Raw genomic sequence first — 19,124 nt, forward strand, 5'->3', positions numbered from 1 at the left:
CCGAGCCTGATCTCGATGCCGCTACCCGACCTCCAGACACTGCTGCCATTCCTGCGCTGGCTGCCCGGTATCGGCCGCAAGACCCTCGGCAACGATCTGCTGGTGGGCCTGACCGGCGCCGTGCTGGCCCTGCCGCAGTCGCTGGCCTATGCGCTGATCGCCGGGCTGCCGGCCGAGTACGGCCTGTACGCGGCCATAGTGCCGGTGATCATCGCCTGCCTGTGGGGCTCGTCCTGGCACCTGATCTGCGGGCCGACGGCGGCCATCTCCATCGTCCTGTTCACCAGCGTCAGTCCCATGGCCGCGGTGGGCAGCGAGCAGTTCATCGCCCTGATCCTGCTGCTGACCTTTCTCGCCGGACTGTTCCAGTGGCTGCTCGGCCTGCTGCGCTTCGGCGCCCTGGTCAACTTCGTCTCGCAGTCGGTGGTGCTCGGCTTCACCCTCGGCGCGGCGCTGGTGATCGCCATCGGCCAGTTGCCCAACCTGCTCGGCGTGGCAGTGGCCAGCCAGGCCACCGCCCTGGCCAGCCTGCTGCAGATCGGCCAGCACCTGGGCGACGCGCACTGGCCGAGCCTGACCGTGGCGGCCGGCACGTTGCTGTTCAGCCTGGGCATACGCCGGCTGTGGCCGAAGGCGCCGGCGCTGCTGCTGGGCCTGGTCGGCGGCAGCCTGCTGGTCTGGCTGCTGCCGCCGCGGCTGGTCGGCGAGATCGCCCTGGTCAGTGCCTTCGCCGGCGGCCTGCCACCCTTCACGCCGCTGCAGTTCGACCTCACCAGCCTGCTGCAGCTGCTGCCGGCGGCGGTGGCCTGCGGCATGCTCGGGCTGGTCACCAGCCTGTCCATCGCCCGCGCGCTGGCGGTGAAGTCGCAGCAGTTCCTCGATGCCAATCAGGAGGTACGCGCCCAGGGGTTGTCGAACATGCTCGGGCCCTGGTTCGCCGGTTCGCTGTCGGCCGGCTCCTTCACCCGCTCGGCGCTGAACCTGCAGGCCGGCGCGCGCACGCCACTGGCCGGGGTGTTCTCGGCGCTGCTGGTGGCGCTGTTCGCGCTGTTCGGCGCCGCGCTGCTGGCGCATATCCCGCTGCCGGTGATGGCCGCCGGCATCCTGCTGATCTGCTCGGGCCTGGTCGACCTGGCGGCGATCCGCGCGCTGCGCCGGGTCAGTCGCGCCGAGTTCGCGGTGATGCTGCTGACCCTGGCGGCGACCCTGCTGCTGGAGCTGCAGACGGCGATCTACGCCGGGGTGCTGGCCTCGCTGTTCTTCTACCTCAAGCGCACCTCGCAGCCGCGCGTGCGCCTGTGGCACGACGGCGACGACGAGGTGCTGCGCATCGACGGCTCGATCTTCTTCGGCGCCTGCCACTACCTCCAGCAGCTGCTGCAGCGCAGCCGCGGCCAGCGCCTGGTGATCGACGCGCGGCATATCAACTTCATCGACTACGCCGGGGTGGAGATGCTGCACCAGGAGGCGCGCCGCCTGCAGGCCCTGCAGCGCAGCCTGGTGCTGCGCCAGGCGCGGCCGCAGGTGGTGGAGGAGATCCTCAAGCTGGAAGGCGCCGAACGCTGCCCGGTACAGTTCGAGGAATGACCGCGCTCCGTAGGTTGGGTTGAGGAGCCTGCGACGAAGCCCAACAGGGGTGTATGGGGCGGCGGATTGGCGGCGTGCGGGAGGTCAGCACGGCGTGCTCCCTGTTGGGCTTCGCTGCGCTCAGCGCCAACCTACGCACCAGGCGCGGCCGCGTGGTGGAGGAAATTCTCAAGCTGGAAGGCGCCGAACGCTGCCCGGTGCAGTTCGAGGAGTGACCGCGCTCCGTAGGTTGGGTTGAGGAGCCCGCGACGAAGCCCAACAGGGGTGTATGGGGCGGCGGATTGGCGGCGTGGCGGGAGGTCAGATCGTCGGGCGGAGCACGGTGTGCTCCCTGTTGGGCTTCGCTGCGCTCAGCGCCAACCTACGCACCAACCAACGCCCCGATCAGCGCGCTACCGACGCACCTACCGACGGTGCAAGCCGCGGGGCAAGGGTTCAGTCTGGGTCGGCGTCGAGCACGCTCAGATCCAGCGGGCGCGACTGGCCCAACCACAGCGCCCAGTCGCGGTGGTCGCGCAGCTCATCGCCGGTGATGGGATGCACCAGCACGTTGAGCCCGCCGCGATGCTGCAGCAGCCAGGGCAGCAGCTCGCCGAACAGCTCGGGACGGAAGGCCAGCTGGCAGCTCCAGTCCGGGTGCGGGCCGACCGGGCGCTCATGCAGCCGGCCCATCTTCAGCGGGAAACGCCGTGCCGCCGCCTCGCACAGCGCGCGGGCCTGCTCCAGGCTGGCGGCGTCGAAGTAGACATGGGCGTGGTAGCCCTTGATCCGCGGCAGCGCGTCGTCGCCCATGTCCCGTTCCTCGTTATCCGGCCGCCAACTGGCGGCGCAGTTCGGCCAGCACCGGCGCGGTGTCCGGGCGCACGCCGCGCCACAGTTCGAAGGCTTCGGCGGCCTGCTCGACCAGCATGCCGAGGCCGTCCAGGCAGCGCGCCGCGCCCTGTTCGGCCGCCCAACGGTTGAAGGCGGTGGGCTCCTTGGCATACATCATGTCGTAGCAGACGGTGTGCCCCGGCTGGATCAAGCTCGGCGCGATCGGCGGCAGCTCGCCGCCGAGGCTGGCCGAGGTGCCGTTGACGATCAGGTCCACCGGCGCATCGATCCAGTCGAAACCGGCGGCCACCAGCGGGCCGAGGTCGGCGAACTCGCGCACCAGCTGCTCGGCCTTGCTCACCGTGCGGTTGGCGATCACCAGCAGCGCCGGGCGCTGGGCCAGGAAGGGCTCGAGCACGCCGCGCACGGCGCCGCCGGCACCGAGCACGAGGATGCGCTGGCCGGCCAGGGCGAAGCCGGCGTTGTCCTGCAGGTCGCGGGTCAGCCCGGCGCCGTCGGTGTTGTCGCCGAGCAGGCGACCGCCTTCCAGCTTCTTCAGGGTGTTCACCGCACCGGCGCGGCGGGCGCGCTCGCTCAGCTGGTCGGCGAGGCGGAAGGCCTCTTCCTTGAACGGCACGGTGACGTTGCCGCCCAGGCCCTCGGCGAAGAAGGCGCGGGCACAGCCGGCGAAGTCGTCCAGCGGCGCCAGCAGCGCCTCGTAGCTGAGCTGCTGGCCGGTCTGCGCGGCGAACAGGCGGTGAATCAGCGGCGACTTGCTGTGGCCGATGGGGTTGCCGAAGACGCAGTAGCGGTCCATGAGAAATCCTGTTTGTGTAGGCGCCAGTCCGTAGCCCGGATGAAATCCGGGGGCGGTCGGTAAATTGCCCCGGATTACATCCGGGCTACGCGTTCACGACAGCTTCGAGAGCCAATCGCGATCGGTCAGAAAATACTCGGTCAGGCGCGCTTCCTCGCTGCCCGGCTCGGGCTTCCAGTCGTAGCCCCAGCGCACCATCGGCGGCAGCGACATGAGGATCGACTCGGTGCGTCCGCCGGACTGCAGGCCGAACAGGGTGCCGCGGTCGAACACCAGGTTGAACTCGACGTAGCGGCCGCGGCGGAAGGCCTGGAACTCGCGCTCGCGCTCGCCGAAGGGGGTCAGCTTGCGGCGCTGGACGATCGGCAGGTAGGCCGCCAGGTAGGCGTCGCCGATGGCGCGCAGAAAGGCGAAGCTGGTGTCGAAGTCCCACTGGTTGAGGTCGTCGAAGAACAGCCCGCCGATGCCGCGCGGCTCGCCGCGGTGCTTGAGGTGGAAGTAGCGGTCGCACCAGGCCTTGAACCTGGGATAGACCTCGGCGCCGAACGGCGCGCAGGCGTCATGGGCCACCTGGTGCCAGTGCACGCAGTCTTCCTCATTGGCGTAGTAAGGGGTCAGGTCGAAGCCGCCGCCGAACCACCAGACCGGCTCCTCGCCCTCCTTCTCGGCGCTGAAGAAGCGCACGTTGGCGTGGGAGGTGGGCACATGGGGGTTTTCCGGGTGGATCACCAGCGACACGCCGAGGGCCTGGAAACCGCGCCCGGCCAGCTCCGGGCGATGGGCGCTGGCCGAGGGCGGCAGGCTGTCGCCGAACACGTGGGAGAAGTTGACCCCGCCCTTCTCGATCAGCGCGCCGTTCTCGATCACCCGCGTGCGCCCGCCGCCGCCGGCCGGACGCTGCCAGGCGTCCTCGGCGAACCGGGCCTGGCCGTCTTCGGCCTCGAGGGTGGCACAGATGCGGTCTTGCAGGTCGAGCAGGTAGGCCTTCACGGCCTCGGTACGGTCAGTCACGGCGGCACCTTGAGCGGGAGCGAATCGAAATCGGCGGGCAGCATAGCACTCACGGGCGCGCCTTCGCAGTTGACGCCGGTCGATCGGGGCGGTTGGATAGACCCTTTCGCCGCCCCTCGGCGGCTCGATCAGAGAAGGAATCCGAAATGGCCAAGCGTATCCAGTTCAGCCAGCACGGCGGCAGCGAGGTGCTGGAGTACCGCGACTACCAGCCGGCGGCCCCCGGCCCGCGCGAAGTGCGGGTGGCCAACCGCGCCATCGGCCTGAATTTCATCGACACCTATTTCCGCAGCGGCCTCTATCTGCCGCCGGCGCTGCCGTCGGGCCTGGGCACCGAAGGCGCCGGGGTGGTCGAGGCGGTGGGCAGCGAGGTGACCGGCTTCGCCGTCGGCGACCGCGTCGCCTACGCCACCGGCCCGCTCGGCGCCTACAGCGAGCTGCACGTGCTGCCGGCGGACAGGCTGGTCAAGCTGCCGGACGGCATCGGCTTCGAGCAGGCCGCCGCGGTGATGCTCAAGGGCCTCACCGTGCAGTACCTGCTGCGCCAGACCTATGAGCTCAAGGGCGGCGAGACCATCCTGTTCCACGCCGCGGCCGGCGGCGTCGGCTCCTTCGCCTGTCAGTGGGCGCGGGCGTTGGGGGTCAAGCTGATCGGTACGGTGAGTTCGGCCGAGAAGGCGGCGCGGGCGAAAGAGCAGGGCGCCTGGGCGACCATCGACTACAGCCATGAGAACGTCGCCCAGCGCGTGCTGGAGCTGACCGACGGCGCCAAGTGCCCGGTGGTCTACGACGGCGTCGGCAAGGACACCTGGGAAACCTCGCTGGACTGCGTGGCGCCACGCGGCCTGCTGGTCAGCTTCGGCAACGCCTCCGGCGCGGTCAGTGGGGTCAACCTCGGCATCCTGGCGCAGAAGGGCTCGCTGTACGTCACCCGCCCGACCCTGGCCGGCTACGCCGATACGCCGCAGCGCCTGCAGGCCATGGCCGACGAGCTGTTCGCCATGATCGAAAGCGGCCAGCTGCAGGTGGAGATCAGCAACCGCTATGCGCTGAAGGACGCCGCCGCCGCCCAGGACGCCCTCAGCGCCCGGCAGACCACCGGCTCGACCATTCTGCTGCCTTAAGAGCCCGTTACCCGGATGCAATCCGGGGCCGATTCAGGCCCACATTCCCGGATTGCATCCGGGCTACGGCGCACAGGCCAACGCGGCTAAAGCCCCTCCCACGCTTGTGTCGGCTGTGGGAGGGGCTTTAGCCGCGAGTTTTTTCTCTTCAGGACGGGCGAATCACGTCGCCCGTGCGCAGGTCGCGGATCAGGCTGGGATTCTTGCGCCCGCCGAGGGCGCCGCCGAGCACCTTGTCCAGTTCGCCGGGGAAATACTGCTCGACGCGCAGCCGCGAGCGCGCCGCCGGGCGCCCGGCCGGGTTGGCCGAGGTCGACACCAGCGGCCCGGTGTGGCGGCACAGCGCGCGCACCAGCGGATGATCGCTGACGCGCAGGGCGACGCTGTCGTGCTGGCCAGTGATCCATTCGGGCAGGCGCTCCTGATGCGGCACCAGCCAGGTGTTGGGCCCCGGCCAGCTGCCGGCCAGACGCTCCTGCCAGATCGCCGGCAGGTCCTGCAGGAGGAAGTCGAACTGCTCGATATCCTCGGCCACCAGGATCAGGCCCTTGTGCATCGGCCGCTCCTTAAGCGCCAGCAGGCGATCCACCGCCTCTTCGTTCCACGGATCGCAACCCAGGCCCCAGACCGCCTCGGTGGGATAGGCGATCACCCCGCCCTCGCGCACCACGCGCGCCGCTTGCTGCACCTGCCAGTTGCCGGCCATCGACTGTCTCCCGCTGAATCAATGGCCGGCAGTCTATCCAAGTCGGCCATGCGACTGTAGCCCGGATGCATGCGGCTACGGCTTGCGCGCCAGCCAGCGTCCCGCCTCGCTGCACACCCGTCCATCCAGCTCCAGTTCGGTCAGTGCCGCCAGCACCTCGCTCAGCGCCCAGCCACTGGCCTGCACCAGCGCCTCGCTGCTCTGCGGCGCGGCATGCAGCAACTCCAGCAGGGGATGCACGGCCACCGCCGGGGCAGGGCTCGGCACGGGCGCATGCCAACCGCGCAGGGCCTCGAGAATATGCTCGATGCTCTCCACCAGCGTCGCGCCGTCGCGGATCAACTGATGACAGCCGCGCGCCCCGGGATGGTGGATGGAACCGGGAATGGCATAGACCTCGCGCCCCTGTTCGGCGGCCAGGCGCGCGGTGATCAGCGAACCGCTGGACGGGCTGGCCTCGACCACCAGCACGCCCAGCGACAGGCCGCTGATGATGCGGTTGCGCCGCGGGAAGTTGCTCGCCTGCGGCGGGCAGTCCAGCGGCAGCTCGGAGACCAGCGCGCCGCCCTGCTCTGCGATCTGCGCCGCCAGGCGCCGGTGCCGCGCCGGGTACAGGCACTGCAGGCCGGTGCCGAGTACCGCCACCGTCGCCCCGCCCGCATCCAGCGCGCCCTGGTGGGCGGCGCCGTCGATGCCCAGGGCCAGGCCGCTGGTGATGACGAAGCCGCCGCCGGCCAGGCTGCGGGCGAAGGCATGGGCGGTATCCAGGCCCGGCTTCGACGCGCGCCGGCTGCCGACCATGGCCAGTTGCGGGCGCTCGAGAATGCCCGGATCGCCGGCGACGAACAGCAGCGGCGGGGCGTCCGCCAGTTCGGCCAGCAGCGCCGGGTAGCGCGCATCGTCCCACATCAGCAGCTGCTGTCCGGGCTGTTCCAGCCAGGCCAGCGCCGCCGCGGCGCGCTCGCGGATCTCGGCGCTACGGCGCGGCTCGGCGCACCCGGCCGGCAGACCCAGGGCACGCCAGGCGCTGGCCGGCGCGCTAAGGGCAGCAGACGCACTATCGAAGGCACTGAGCAGTTTGCGAAAACGCCGCGGCCCCAGCTCCGGCAACAGGTGCAGACGCAGACGGGCTTCGAGCTCGGCGGGAGAGACGGCGGGAGAGACGGCGGGAGAAAGCGAGGCGGGAGTAGGCATGGCAGATCGTCCGTGATCGTTGGTGCCGCCGTCCTGGCGGCACCGGCAGAAAGCACAAGCCCCGCATTCGCGGGGCTTGTCGGGATTACGGGTTGCGCACCTTGTCCATGATCGCCAGCGAGCGGGTCGCCCCCAGCACCAGGCCGTAGCTGAGCTTGTCGTAGGTGCGGAACACCATCAGCAGGCCGGAGCGCTCGTCCGGAATCTTCACGCTGTCGCCGGTGATGCGGTCGCGCACGGTTTCGCCGGTCTTGTACACCGCCAGCACGTTGCCGATCTCCAGGCCGTCGCGCGCGCCCTTGTTCAGGGTGACTACGTCGAACTGGCCGATCTGGGTCACGCCGCGCGGCACGTCGAGGATCAGGCCGTTGATCTCGCCGGCCGGTTCGCTGGGCATAAAGGTGGAGTTGATCGCGCGCTCCTCAGTGGGGAACAGGCGGTCGCCGAGGCGTACTTCCTGGGTCGAGCGACTCAGCAGCATGGTGCCGATATCGCCTTCCTCGGCGACGATCTCGCCGGTGCCGATATCGTCGGCGTTGATGCCGAGGAACTCCTGAGTGTCCGGGTCGGTGTAGGTCTTGCCCTGGCGGAAGATGCCGTACACCGGCGCGCTTTCGTCGAAGCTGCCGCGGGCGTAGACGCGGTCGCCGGCGCCGCTGACCACGCGCTCGGCGTTACCGGCCACCACGTAGGGGGCGCCGGCGAACTGCTCGGGGGTGTCGACGATGCGGTTGGACAGCAGGAAGCTGTTGATCGCTTCCAGCGGGATGGTCGGGATCGCCTCGGCCATCGGCGTGCTGCGCACCTGCGGCGACAGCTTGATGGTGCCGCGCGACTCGCCGCGGTTGAGCATCAGGCGCGGCTGGCCGTCGACATAGACGAGGTTGAGAGTATCGCCGGGGTAGATCAGGTGCGGGTTGGCGACTTGCGGGTTGGCATGCCAGATTTCCGGCCACTTCCACGGCTGACTCAGGAACTTGCCGGAAATATCCCAGAGGGTATCGCCCTTGACCACGGTGTAGCGGTCCGGGTGACCGTCCTTGAGTTGCACTTCGGCCTGGACCAGGCCGGTCTGGGCCAAACCGCCGGCTGCCACGAGCAGCAGGGCGAGTAGTGATTTCCTCATACGGTGAATCCCTTTATTATGTGTCTTCACGTGAAGCGCCCTAGCGCCGCGTCCAAACCCGCTGAATCCGCGGCCTGAAGCCGTTTTTCAATGCTGTTCATCATCTTAGCAGCGGATTTTGACTTTATTCCACAAGTGCATCACAAACGCATATGGCGATCCTGAATATCCTCGAATTTCCTGATCCACGCCTGCGTACCATCGCCAAACCGGTGGACGTCGTGGACGACTCCATCCGTCAATTGGTCGACGACATGTTCGAGACCATGTACGACGCGCCCGGTATCGGTCTGGCGGCGACCCAGGTCAACGTGCACAAGCGCGTGGTGGTGATGGACCTGTCCGAGGACAAGTCCGAGCCGCGGGTATTCATCAATCCCGAGTTCGAGTCCTTGACCGAGGAAATGGATCAGTACCAGGAAGGCTGCCTGTCGGTGCCCGGCTTCTACGAGAACGTCGACCGCCCGCAGAAGGTCAGGATCAAGGCGCTGGACCGCGACGGCCAGCCCTTCGAGCTGATCGCCGAAGGCCTGCTCGCCGTGTGCATCCAGCACGAATGCGATCACCTCAACGGCAAGCTGTTCGTCGACTACCTGTCCAGCCTGAAACGCGACCGGATCAAGAAGAAGCTGGAAAAACAGCACCGCCAGCGGGCTTGATCCACCAGATTCCTAAAGGCTTGCCGCGGCAAGCCTTTTTCTTTTAGCGAGCCCCCATGTCTGACTCCCTGCGCATCGTCTTCGCCGGCACCCCGGAATTCGCCGCCGAGCACCTCAAGGCCCTGCTGGCCAGCCAGCATGAAATCGTCGCCGTCTACACCCAGCCGGATCGCCCGGCCGGCCGTGGCCAGAAGCTTGCGCCCAGCCCGGTCAAGCAACTGGCCGTGGAGCACGGCATCCCCGTCTACCAACCGGCCAGCCTGCGCAACGAAGCGGCCCAGGCCGAGCTGGCCGCGCTGCAGCCGGACCTGATGGTGGTGGTGGCCTACGGCCTGATCCTGCCGCAGGCGGTGCTCGACACCCCGCGCCTGGGCTGCATCAACAGCCACGCCTCGCTGCTGCCGCGCTGGCGCGGCGCCGCGCCGATCCAGCGCGCGGTGCAAGCCGGCGACAGCGAGAGCGGCGTCACCGTGATGCAGATGGAAGCCGGCCTGGACACCGGGCCGATGCTGCTCAAGGTCAGCACGCCGATCAGTGCTGAGGATACCGGCGGCAGCCTGCATGACCGCCTGGCCCAGCTCGGCCCGCAGGCCGTGCTTGCCGCCATCGACGGCCTGGCCGGCGGCACCCTGGTCGGCGAAGTGCAGGACGATGCCCTGGCCAACTACGCGCACAAGCTGAACAAGGACGAGGCGCTTCTGGACTTCAGTCGCCCGGCCGAGGAGCTGGAGCGCCTGGTGCGCGCCTTCCATCCCTGGCCGATCTGCCATACCACGCTGGCGGGCGATGCCCTGAAAGTCCACGCAGCGGAGATAGGCGAGGGCAGCGGTGCGCCCGGCAGCATCCTCGTCGCCGACAAGCGCGGCTTGACCGTGGCCTGCGGCGAGGGCGCGCTGCGCCTGACTCGCCTGCAGTTGCCCGGCGGCAAGCCGCTGGCCTTCAGCGATCTGTACAACAGCCGCCGCGAGCAGTTCGCCGCCGGCCTGGTGCTCGGTCAATGAACCCACGCCTGGCCGCCGCCCGCGCCCTCACCGCCGTACTGTCCGGCAAGGCCTCGCTGGGCAGCAGCCTGCCGCCGCAGCTGGACAAGGTCGAACACCATGACCGCGCCCTGGCCCAGGACCTGGCCTTCGGCGCCGCGCGCTGGCAGCCGCGCCTGCAGCTGCTGGCCGACAAGCTGCTGGAAAAACCCTTCAAGGCCGCCGACAAGGACGTGGAGGCGCTGCTGCTGATCGGCCTCTACCAATTGCTGCACAGCCGCATCCCGGAACACGCGGCCATCGGCGAGACCGTCGGCTGCGCCGGCGCGCTGAAGAAGCCCTGGGCCAAGGGCCTGCTCAATGCCGTGTTGCGCCGCGCCCAGCGCGAGCACGAGGCGCTGTTCGCCGAACTGGAGCGCGACCCGGTGCTACACACCGCCCACCCGCGCTGGCTGCAGAAGGCGCTCAAGGCGCACTGGCCCGAGCACTGGCAAGCCATCTGCGCCGCCAATAACGCCCACCCGCCGCTGATCCTGCGGGTCAATCGCCGCCACGGTTCGCGCGACGCCTACTTGGACGAACTGCGCGGCGCCGGCATCAAAGCCGAGCCGTGCCGCTTCAGTCGCGACGGCGTGCGCCTGCTGCAGCCCTGCGACGTGACCGCGCTGCCCGGCTTCCAGCAAGGCCGCGTCAGCGTGCAGGACGAGGCCGCGCAGCTGGCCGCCGAGCTGCTCGACCTGGCCCCCGGCCAACGGGGGCTGGACGCCTGCGCCGCGCCCGGCGGCAAGACCTGCCATCTGCTCGAAGTGGAACCTGGGCTGGCCGAAGTGGTGGCCGTCGACCTGGAAGCCAAGCGCCTGGCGCGCGTGCGCGAAAACCTCGAACGCCTGCAGCTCGACGCCACCCTGATCGCCGCCGACGGCCGCGACACCGCAGCCTGGTGGGACGGCACGCCGTTCCAGCGCATCCTGCTCGATGCGCCCTGCTCGGCCACCGGGGTGATTCGCCGCCATCCGGATATCAAGCTGACCCGCCAGCCCGAGGACATTCCCGCCCTGGCCCAGCTGCAGGGCGAGCTGCTCGACGCCCTGTGGCCGACCCTGGCGCCGGGCGGCGTGCTGCTCTACGCCACCTGCTCGGTGCTGCCGACCGAGAACAGCGAAACCATCGCCGCCTTCCTCGCCCGCACCCCGGATGCGCAGGAAGCGGCCATCGCCGGCGACTTCGGCCTGCAACCGGCCCACGGTCGCCAGTTGCTGCCACAGCTGGACGGCCACGACGGCTTCTACTATGCCAAGCTGAGCAAGACTGCCGCGCCCGCGCGCGGCTAACGGAGCCCATCAGTGAAGATCATCATTCTCGGCGCCGGCCAGGTCGGCGGCACCCTGGCGGAACACCTGGCCAGCGAGGCCAACGACATCACCGTGGTCGACACCGACGGCGACCGCCTGCGCGACCTCGGCGACCGCCTGGATATCCGCACCGTGCAGGGCAAGGGTTCCTTCCCCACCGTGCTGCGCCAGGCCGGCGCCGACGATGCCGACATGCTGGTGGCGGTGACCAACAGCGACGAAGTCAACATGATCGCCTGCCAGGTGGCCTACACCCTGTTCCACACCCCGACCAAGATCGCCCGGGTGCGCGAGGCGGCCTACCTGACCCGCAGCGGCCTGTTCGACAACGAGGCGATCCCGGTCGACGTGCTGATCAGCCCCGAGCAGGTGGTGACCAACTACATCAAGCGCCTGATCGAACACCCCGGCGCCCTGCAGGTGATCGACTTCGCCGAGGGCAAGGCGCAGCTGGTGGCGGTCAAGGCCTACTACGGCGGCCCGCTGGTCGGCCAGCAGCTGCGCCAGCTGCGCCAGCACATGCCCAACGTCGACACCCGGGTGGCGGCGATCTTCCGCCGCAACCGGCCGATCATGCCGCAGGGCGACACCGTGATCGAGGCCGACGACGAGGTGTTCTTTATCGCCGCCAAGGCCCACATCCGCGCGGTGATGAGCGAGATGCGCCGCCTCGAGGACAGCTACAAGAAGGTGGTGATCGCCGGCGGCGGGCATATCGGCGAGCGCCTGGCCGAGGCCATCGAGAGCCGCTACCAGGTGAAGATCATCGAGATGAACCCGGCGCGCTGCCGCTACCTGTCCGAAGCCCTCGACAGCACCATAGTGCTGCAGGGCAGCGCCTCGGACCGCGACCTGCTGGTGGAAGAGAACATCAACGACGCCGACATCTTCCTCGCCCTGACCAACGACGACGAGGCCAACATCATGTCGTCCTTGCTGGCCAAGCGCCTCGGTGCGCGCAAGGTGATGACCATCATCAACAACCCGGCCTACGTCGACCTGGTGCAAGGTGGCGAGATCGACATCGCCATCAGCCCGCAGCTGGCCACCATCGGCACCTTGCTGACCCACGTGCGCCGCGGCGATATCGAGAGCGTGCACAGCCTGCGCCGCGGCGCGGCCGAGGCGCTGGAAGTGATCGCCCATGGCGACGCCAAGTCGAGCAAGGTGATCGGCCGCATGATCGAGGACATCGCCCTGCCGCCGAGCACCACCATCGGCGCCATCATCCGCGACGAGGAAGTGCTGATCGCCCACGACGACACGGTGATCGAGTCCGGCGACCATGTGATCCTGTTCCTGGTCGACAAGAAGTACATCCGCGACGTCGAGCGCCTGTTCCAGGCCGGCCTGACGTTCTTCTGAATCAAGTCGTAGCCCGGAGAAGGTCGATGAGCACAGAGGCACTGGAAAAGATGCTGGCCAAGGGCATGGACAACGCCCTGCTGCGCTTCGGCCTGGGCAAGGCCCAGCTGGATGGCGGCCAGGCCGCCCAGGCCGCCGAACACCTGCGCCGCTGCGTCGAGTTCGACCCGGCTTACTCGGCGGCCTGGAAACTGCTGGGCAAGGCCCTGCAGGCCGCAGGCGACCACGACGGCGCGCGCCAGGCTTGGCAGCAGGGCATAGCCGCCGCGCAGGCCAAGGGCGACAAGCAGGCGGAAAAGGAAATGACGGTGTTTCTGCGCAAGCTGGACAAGGGGCGCTGAGCGCCCCGCGTTGTAGGGTGTCGCGGGGCCGCCCAGGCCACGCGCACCGGGCTCGCCTCAGGCGTTGGCGATCCGGCGCGGCAGCAGCCGGCCGATGGCGCCGAGCAGCATGCCGTACAGCGGCACGAACAGAATCAGGCTGATGGCCAGCTTGATCGCGTAGTCCACCGTGGCGATCTCCACCCAGTTGGCGGCCATAAAGGCGTCGCCGCTGCGCCAGAAGGCGATGGAGAAGAAGGCGTAGGTGTCCAGCAGGTTGCCCAGCAGGGTCGAGGCGGCCGGCGCCACCCACCACTGGCGCAGCTGGCGCAGGCGGTCGAACACCTGGATATCCAGCAGCTGCCCCAGCACATAGGCGAGAAAACTGGCCAGGGCGATGCGGAAGACGAAGGCGTTGAACTCGCCGAGGGCGGCGAAGCCGGCGAAGCGCGCCTCGTGGAACAGCACCGAGACCACGTAGGACGCCAGCAGCGCCGGCAGCATGACCCGGGCGATCACCTGGCGCGCCGGGCCCTTGCCGAGCAGGCGCACGGTCAGGTCGGTGGCGAGGAAGATAAAGGGAAAGCTGAACGCGCCCCAGGTGGTCTGCCAGCCGAACAGGCTCATGGGCAGCTGCACCAGGTAGTTGCTGGCGATGATGATGAGGATATGGAAGGCGATCAGAACGGCCAGCGCCGCACGGCGGGCCGAAGGGGTGAGGCTGTGCATGTCGATCCTTTTTGAGGGCGATGGGGTGAGGGAACCCATGGTCGGGCCGCGACCTGGCGCGGCGGCCGGCATTCTAGCGATTTCCTGACTCGCAGGGTAAGTTTTTAACCCAGGGCGGACGGGCGGTCATTTCTTGTACAGCGCTCAGGCCTGCATAAAGCGCAGCCCGGCCCCTTCGCCATCCACCCGCACCACCTCCATCTGCAGCACCGGCGCCTCGATCGGCAGGTCCTGCACCTGGCCGCTGACCCGGTCGCCGACGCTCAGCGCCGCCATCTGCGGATGCCGCACGTAGACGCCGCTGTCGGACAGGTCGCGGGTCTGCGCCACCAATTCGCCGAAGCTGGGGTGGCAGATCTTGATCCGGCACTTGATCGGGGTGCGTACCTGGTGACGCTGATTCGACATGGCGGGGCTTCCATTCGGCGCGGAGGATGCCGCCTTTAATAACGCAAAACCTCGGCAAACCCCAAGGATTAGCGGAAAAAAGGCGCCATCGCGGCGCCTTGCTTCAGTACCACTTGGCCTCGCCCTCGGGTCGCTTCTTGAAGCGCTTCATGCTCCACATGTACTGGCTCGGATAGCTGCGCACGTAGCGCGACACCACCTCGCTCATGGCTGCCACGCCCTGCTCGACATCCTCGCTGTACATGCCTTCGGGCGCCGCCTCGAGGATCACCTTGTAGCCGCTGCCATCTTCCAGGCGCAGCGCATGCAGGAACACGCCGACCGCCTTGCCGCCGGCGAGCATGCCGGGCACGAACTTGCTGGTCAGTGCGGTGGTGGCGAGGAAGGGCACGAACACCCCGGACGAGCGGCTCGGCTCGGGATCGGCGGGAATGCCCACCGCACCGCCTTTGCGCACTTCCTTGATGACGCTGAGGATGCCCTCCTTGGTCGAGGGCGCCACGCGGTTGCCCATCTGCACACGCTGCCGCTGCAGCAGCTGGTCCACCGCCTTGAGCTTCGGCGGGCGGTAGAAAATGATCGGCTTGCACTGGTTGCAGTAGAAGTGGTTGAGCACCTCCCAGTTGCCCAGGTGGCTGGTGATGCCGACCACGCCCTTGCCCGAGGCCAGCGCCTGCTGCAGCACCTCCAGACCTTCCACCTCGCGGATCAGCTTGAGCGATTTCTGCGCCGGCCAGATCCAGGCGCAGGCGCTCTCGGTGAGGGTCTTGCCGATGTCCTTGAGGCTCTGCTCGACCAGCCGATCCAGTTCGGCCTGGTTCAGCTCGGGAAAGCACTTGCCCAGGTTGATGCGCACCACGTCGCGCGAGCCATTGGGCAGCTTCCACATCAGCCAGCCGATGGCGTTGCCCACCGCTTGCACGGCGCGCCAGGGCAGCAGGGCGAACAGACGGAGAAAGCCGACCACCAGGCGGCCTTTGAATGCTTCCACGGATCACTCCAGGCGTTGCGGGAAAGGCCGCCATTGTACCCGTCATGGCCAGACGGCGTAGCCCGGATGCAATCCGGGGATGTCCTGCCCGGGCGCTCCCGGATTGCATCCGGGCTACAGAGCTCTGGTGGGCTTCGTCGCTGCGCGCCTCAAGCCAGCCTAGGCACCGGCCAGTTCGGCATAACGGTCGCAGTCGCGGGTGTGATCCATGACCATGCCGCTGGCCTGCATCAGCGCGTAGCAGATGGTCGGGCCGACGAAGGTGAAGCCGGCCTTCTTCAGCGCGCGGCTCATCGCCTCGGCCTCGGGCGTGACCGCCGGCACCTGGCCGCGCTCGGCGAAGTGGTTGATCTTCGCCGCGCCGCCGACGAACGACCAGAGCAGCGCCACCGGATCGTCCTGGGCCAGCCAGGCACGGGCATTCTGCCGCGCGGCCTTGAGCTTGAGACGGTTGCGGATGATGCCGGGGTCCTGCATCAGTACCTCGATCTCCTCGTCGCTCAGCCGCGCCAGGCGCTCGGGATCGAAGCCGTGCAACACCTGGCGGTAGCGCTCGCGCTTCTTCAGCACGGTGATCCACGACAGCCCGGCCTGGAAGCCCTCCAGCAGCAGCAGCTCGAACAGCGCGCGCGGCTCGCGCAGCGGCACGCCCCATTCCTCGTCGTGGTAGGCCTGGTACAGCGGGTCGTCGGTACACCAGAAGCAGCGGGGCATGGTCTCGGCCTCGGTCGCGGGAGATGGCCCGGACTATAGCGGCAAAATAGCTGGATATAAATACAGCCTCGCAAAGCCGGGCGCGCCTGATCCTGCGGCCTGCGCCCAGTTTCGATATACTCCCCGGCTTTCCGTCGCAGCCTCAACAGGTGAATTTTTCGTGAGCCAGACCAAGCCTGCCGTGCGCACCTTCCAGGACCTGATCCTGGCCCTGCAGAACTACTGGGCCGAGCAGGGCTGCGTAGTGCTGCAGCCCTACGACATGGAAGTGGGCGCCGGCACCTTCCACACCGCCACCTTCCTGCGCGCCGTCGGTCCCGAGACCTGGAACGCCGCCTACGTGCAGCCCTCGCGCCGCCCGGCCGACGGCCGCTACGGCGAGAACCCCAACCGCCTGCAGCACTACTACCAGTTCCAGGTGGTCTTGAAGCCCAACCCGGAGAACTTCCAGGAACTGTACCTCGGCTCGCTGCAGGCCATCGGCATCGACCCGCTGGTGCACGACATCCGCTTCGTCGAGGACAACTGGGAATCGCCGACCCTCGGCGCCTGGGGCCTGGGTTGGGAGATCTGGCTCAACGGCATGGAAGTCACCCAGTTCACCTACTTCCAGCAGGTCGGTGGCATCGAGTGCTACCCGGTGACCGGCGAGATCACCTACGGCCTGGAGCGCCTGGCCATGTACCTGCAGGGCGTCGACTCGGTCTACGACCTGATCTGGACCGACGGCCCGTTCGGCACCGTGACCTACGGCGACGTGTTCCACCAGAACGAAGTGGAGCAGTCCACCTACAACTTCGAGCACGCCAACGTCGAGAAGCTGTTCGAGCTGTTCGATTTCTACGAGAGCGAAGCCAACCGCCTGATCGAGCTGGAGCTGCCGCTGCCGACCTACGAGATGGTGCTCAAGGCCTCGCACACCTTCAACCTGCTCGACGCCCGTCGCGCCATTTCGGTGACCGCGCGCCAGCAGTACATCCTGCGCGTGCGCACCCTGGCCCGCGCCGTGGCGCAGAGCTACCTGCAGGCGCGCGCCAAGCTCGGCTTCCCCATGGCCACCCCCGAACTGCGTGACGAAGTACTGGCCAAGCTGGAGGCACAAGCATGAGTGCGAAAGATTTCCTGGTCGAACTGGGTACCGAAGAGCTGCCACCGAAAGCGCTGAAAAGCCTCGGCGACGCCTTCCTCGCCGGTATCGAGAAAGGCCTCAAGGCCGCTGGCCTGAACTACGCCGCCAGCCGCGTGTACGCCGCGCCGCGCCGCCTGGCGGTGCTGGTCGAGCAGCTCGAAGAGCAGCAGGCCGACCGCAGCATGAACCTCGACGGTCCGCCCATCCAGGCCGCCTTCGACGCCGACGGCAACCCGACCCAGGCCGCCCTGGGCTTCGCCCGCAAGTGCGGTGTGGACATCGCCGAGATCGACCGCAGCGGCGCGAAACTGCGTTTCGCCCAGCACATCCCTGGCCAGCCGGCGGTGAACCTGCTGCCGACCATCGTGCAGGATTCGCTGAACGACCTGCCGATTCCCAAGCGTATGCGTTGGGCCGCCCGCCGTGACGAGTTCGTGCGTCCGACCCAGTGGCTGGTGATGCTCTTCGGTGACGCCGTGGTCGACTGCGAGATCCTCGCGCAGAAAGCGGGTCGCGTGTCCCGTGGCCACCGCTTCCACGCCAACCGCGACGTGCGCATCAGCAGCCCGGCCAACTACGCCGAGGACCTGCGCAGCGCCTTCGTGCTGGCCGACTTCGCCGAACGCCGCGAGCTCATCAGCCGCCGCGTCGACGAACTGGCTGCCGCCGAGCAGGGCAGCGCCATCGTGCCGCCGGCGCTGCTGGACGAAGTCACCGCCCTGGTGGAATGGCCGGTGCCGCTGGTCTGCTCCTTCGAGGAACGCTTCCTCGAGGTACCGCAGGAGGCGCTGATCAGCACCATGCAGGACAACCAGAAGTATTTCTGCCTGCTCGATGCGAACGGCAAGCTGCTGCCGCGCTTCATCACCGTGGCCAACGTCGAGTCCAAGGACCCGGCACAGATCGTCTCGGGCAACGAGAAGGTGGTGCGCCCGCGCCTGACCGACGCCGAGTTCTTCTTCAAGCAGGACAAGAAGCAGAAGCTCGAAGGCTTCAATCAACGCCTGGCCAACGTGGTGTTCCAGGCCCAGCTGGGTTCGGTATTTGAAAAGGCCCAGCGGGTATCGGCCCTGGCCGGTTTCATCGCTCGTGAAGTCGGTGGTGACGCCCAGCGTGCCGCCCGTGCTGGCCTGCTAAGCAAGTGCGACCTGGCCACCGAGATGGTCGGCGAATTCCCCGAGATGCAGGGTATCGCCGGCTACTACTACGCGCTCAACGACGGTGAGCCGCAGGACGTCGCCCTGGCCCTGAACGAGCAGTACATGCCGCGCGGCGCTGGCGCCGAACTGCCGAGCACCTTGACCGGCGCCGCCGTGGCGGTGGCCGACAAGCTCGACACCCTGGTCGGCATCTTCGGCATCGGCATGCTGCCGACCGGCTCGAAAGACCCCTACGCCCTGCGTCGCGCCGCCCTCGGCGTGCTGCGCATCCTGATCGAGAAGGGCCTGGATCTGGACCTGGCCGCCGCCGTGGCCTTCGCCATCGAGCAGTTCGCGGACAAGATCAAGGCCGATGGGCTGGGCAATCAGGTGCTGGAGTTCATCTTCGACCGCCTGCGCGCCCGCTACGAAGACGAAGGCGTCGAGGTCGCGGTGTACCAGGCGGTGCGCGCGGTCGGCCCGACCTCGCCGCTGGATTTCGACCAGCGCGTGCAGGCGGTGCAGGCGTTCCGCGCGCTGCCGCAGGCCGCCGCCCTGGCCGCGGCGAACAAGCGCGTGTCGAACCTGCTGAGCAAGGCCGAAGGCGGCATCGCCGCCCAGGTCGAGGCGCACTACTTCGACAGCCCCAGCGAATTCGCCCTCAACGCCGCGATCCAGCAGGCCGACCAGGCCGTGCAACCGCTGGCCGCGTCGCGTCAGTACAGCCAGGCGCTGAGCCAGCTGGCCAGCCTGCGCGAGCCGGTGGACGCCTTCTTCGAGGCGGTGCTGGTCAACGCCGAAGACGCCAAGGTGCGCGCCAACCGCTACGCCCTGCTGGCCCGCCTGCGCGGGCTGTTCCTCGGCGTGGCGGATATCTCGGTGCTGGGCTGACGCCCGGCAGCGGCAGGCTCCAGGCGTCGAGCGGCAAGCTGTCCGCTCTGACCTGGAGCTTGCGCCTTG

General features: G+C 68.3%; 20 protein-coding genes. 10 read left to right on the top strand and 10 right to left on the bottom strand.

Annotation, left to right across the window (positions count from 1 at the left end; translation table 11 throughout):
• Positions 1–15: 15 nt before the first annotated feature.
• Both ACIGKL_RS14215 and ACIGKL_RS14220 read left to right on the top strand, forming a co-directional pair.
• Positions 16–1,587, top strand: coding sequence for a SulP family inorganic anion transporter (locus ACIGKL_RS14215; RefSeq protein ID WP_397487263.1), 1,572 nt, complete (start codon positions 16–18; stop codon positions 1,585–1,587).
• Positions 1,588–1,640: 53 nt separating this feature from the next.
• Entirely contained in the window at positions 1,641–1,802 is a 162-nt protein-coding gene (locus ACIGKL_RS14220) for a hypothetical protein (protein WP_397487264.1), read from the top strand.
• A gap of 220 nt (positions 1,803–2,022) precedes the next feature.
• Here the strand turns inward: ACIGKL_RS14220 and ACIGKL_RS14225 are convergent, their stop codons facing one another.
• From ACIGKL_RS14225 to hemF, 3 genes are all read right to left on the bottom strand, one after another.
• Positions 2,023–2,379 carry a DOPA 4,5-dioxygenase family protein gene (locus ACIGKL_RS14225; RefSeq protein ID WP_397487265.1) on the bottom strand — a complete coding sequence of 119 codons (357 nt, stop codon included), beginning with the start codon at positions 2,377–2,379 and terminating at the stop codon, positions 2,023–2,025.
• Between the two features lie 13 nt (positions 2,380–2,392).
• Positions 2,393–3,217 carry a shikimate dehydrogenase gene (gene aroE / locus ACIGKL_RS14230; protein WP_397487266.1) on the bottom strand — a complete coding sequence of 275 codons (825 nt, stop codon included), beginning with the start codon at positions 3,215–3,217 and terminating at the stop codon, positions 2,393–2,395.
• A gap of 93 nt (positions 3,218–3,310) precedes the next feature.
• Complete coding sequence (hemF, locus tag ACIGKL_RS14235) at positions 3,311–4,228, bottom strand: oxygen-dependent coproporphyrinogen oxidase (protein ID WP_397487267.1); 918 nt, start codon at positions 4,226–4,228, stop codon at positions 3,311–3,313.
• 146 nt (positions 4,229–4,374) lie between these two features.
• Here hemF and ACIGKL_RS14240 point away from each other — a divergent pair, with 146 nt between their 5' ends.
• Positions 4,375–5,352: an NADPH:quinone reductase gene (locus ACIGKL_RS14240; RefSeq protein ID WP_397487268.1), complete on the top strand. Its 978-nt coding sequence runs from the start codon at positions 4,375–4,377 to the stop codon at positions 5,350–5,352.
• A 148-nt stretch (positions 5,353–5,500) separates the two neighbouring features.
• On the opposite strand, the gene ACIGKL_RS14245 is transcribed toward ACIGKL_RS14240, so the two are convergent.
• The 3 genes from ACIGKL_RS14245 to ACIGKL_RS14255 form a co-directional block, all read right to left on the bottom strand.
• On the bottom strand, positions 5,501–6,058 hold the full coding sequence (locus ACIGKL_RS14245; RefSeq protein ID WP_397487269.1) for an L-threonylcarbamoyladenylate synthase: 558 nt from the start codon (positions 6,056–6,058) through the stop codon (positions 5,501–5,503).
• Positions 6,059–6,133: 75 nt separating this feature from the next.
• Positions 6,134–7,252: a DNA-processing protein DprA gene (gene dprA / locus ACIGKL_RS14250; RefSeq protein WP_397487270.1), complete on the bottom strand. Its 1,119-nt coding sequence runs from the start codon at positions 7,250–7,252 to the stop codon at positions 6,134–6,136.
• Between the two features lie 85 nt (positions 7,253–7,337).
• Positions 7,338–8,378, bottom strand: coding sequence for a LysM peptidoglycan-binding domain-containing protein (locus ACIGKL_RS14255; RefSeq protein WP_397487272.1), 1,041 nt, complete (start codon positions 8,376–8,378; stop codon positions 7,338–7,340).
• Positions 8,379–8,530: 152 nt separating this feature from the next.
• Here ACIGKL_RS14255 and def point away from each other — a divergent pair, with 152 nt between their 5' ends.
• From def to ACIGKL_RS14280, 5 genes are read left to right on the top strand one after another with little or no spacing between them, the layout of a single operon-like run.
• Complete coding sequence (def, locus tag ACIGKL_RS14260; RefSeq protein WP_397487273.1) at positions 8,531–9,037, top strand: peptide deformylase; 507 nt, start codon at positions 8,531–8,533, stop codon at positions 9,035–9,037.
• 56 nt (positions 9,038–9,093) lie between these two features.
• A complete protein-coding gene (gene fmt, locus ACIGKL_RS14265) occupies positions 9,094–10,038 on the top strand; it encodes a methionyl-tRNA formyltransferase (protein ID WP_397487274.1) in 945 nt (314 codons plus the stop codon).
• On the top strand, positions 10,035–11,348 hold the full coding sequence (gene rsmB / locus ACIGKL_RS14270; protein ID WP_397487275.1) for a 16S rRNA (cytosine(967)-C(5))-methyltransferase RsmB: 1,314 nt from the start codon (positions 10,035–10,037) through the stop codon (positions 11,346–11,348). The genes fmt and rsmB overlap by 4 nt, the downstream gene beginning before the upstream one ends.
• 12 nt (positions 11,349–11,360) lie before the next feature.
• Entirely contained in the window at positions 11,361–12,734 is a 1,374-nt protein-coding gene (trkA, locus tag ACIGKL_RS14275; protein ID WP_021445362.1) for a Trk system potassium transporter TrkA, read from the top strand.
• 26 nt (positions 12,735–12,760) lie between these two features.
• Entirely contained in the window at positions 12,761–13,075 is a 315-nt protein-coding gene (locus tag ACIGKL_RS14280) for a tetratricopeptide repeat protein (RefSeq protein WP_397487276.1), read from the top strand.
• Between the two features lie 57 nt (positions 13,076–13,132).
• On the opposite strand, the gene ACIGKL_RS14285 is transcribed toward ACIGKL_RS14280, so the two are convergent.
• The 4 genes from ACIGKL_RS14285 to ACIGKL_RS14300 all read right to left on the bottom strand — a co-directional run bounded on the left by ACIGKL_RS14285 (position 13,133) and on the right by ACIGKL_RS14300 (position 15,896).
• On the bottom strand, positions 13,133–13,783 hold the full coding sequence (locus tag ACIGKL_RS14285) for a 7-cyano-7-deazaguanine/7-aminomethyl-7-deazaguanine transporter (RefSeq protein WP_397487278.1): 651 nt from the start codon (positions 13,781–13,783) through the stop codon (positions 13,133–13,135).
• Positions 13,784–13,927: 144 nt separating this feature from the next.
• On the bottom strand, positions 13,928–14,191 hold the full coding sequence (locus ACIGKL_RS14290) for a PilZ domain-containing protein (protein ID WP_397487279.1): 264 nt from the start codon (positions 14,189–14,191) through the stop codon (positions 13,928–13,930).
• 103 nt (positions 14,192–14,294) lie between these two features.
• Positions 14,295–15,182 carry a lysophospholipid acyltransferase gene (locus ACIGKL_RS14295; protein ID WP_397487280.1) on the bottom strand — a complete coding sequence of 296 codons (888 nt, stop codon included), beginning with the start codon at positions 15,180–15,182 and terminating at the stop codon, positions 14,295–14,297.
• 159 nt (positions 15,183–15,341) lie between these two features.
• Complete coding sequence (locus tag ACIGKL_RS14300) at positions 15,342–15,896, bottom strand: DNA-3-methyladenine glycosylase I (RefSeq protein WP_397487281.1); 555 nt, start codon at positions 15,894–15,896, stop codon at positions 15,342–15,344.
• 160 nt (positions 15,897–16,056) lie between these two features.
• Between ACIGKL_RS14300 and glyQ the strand changes: the two genes are divergently transcribed.
• Together glyQ and glyS are read left to right on the top strand one after the other, a co-directional pair.
• Positions 16,057–17,004, top strand: coding sequence for a glycine--tRNA ligase subunit alpha (glyQ, locus tag ACIGKL_RS14305; protein WP_397487282.1), 948 nt, complete (start codon positions 16,057–16,059; stop codon positions 17,002–17,004).
• A complete protein-coding gene (gene glyS / locus ACIGKL_RS14310; RefSeq protein ID WP_397487283.1) occupies positions 17,001–19,055 on the top strand; it encodes a glycine--tRNA ligase subunit beta in 2,055 nt (684 codons plus the stop codon). Before glyQ ends, glyS begins: the two co-directional genes overlap by 4 nt.
• Positions 19,056–19,124: the final 69 nt, after the last annotated feature.

The sequence above is a fragment of the Pseudomonas sp. NPDC077186 genome, assembly GCF_044543505.1.
Taxonomy (GTDB): Bacteria; Pseudomonadota; Gammaproteobacteria; order Pseudomonadales; family Pseudomonadaceae; genus Aquipseudomonas.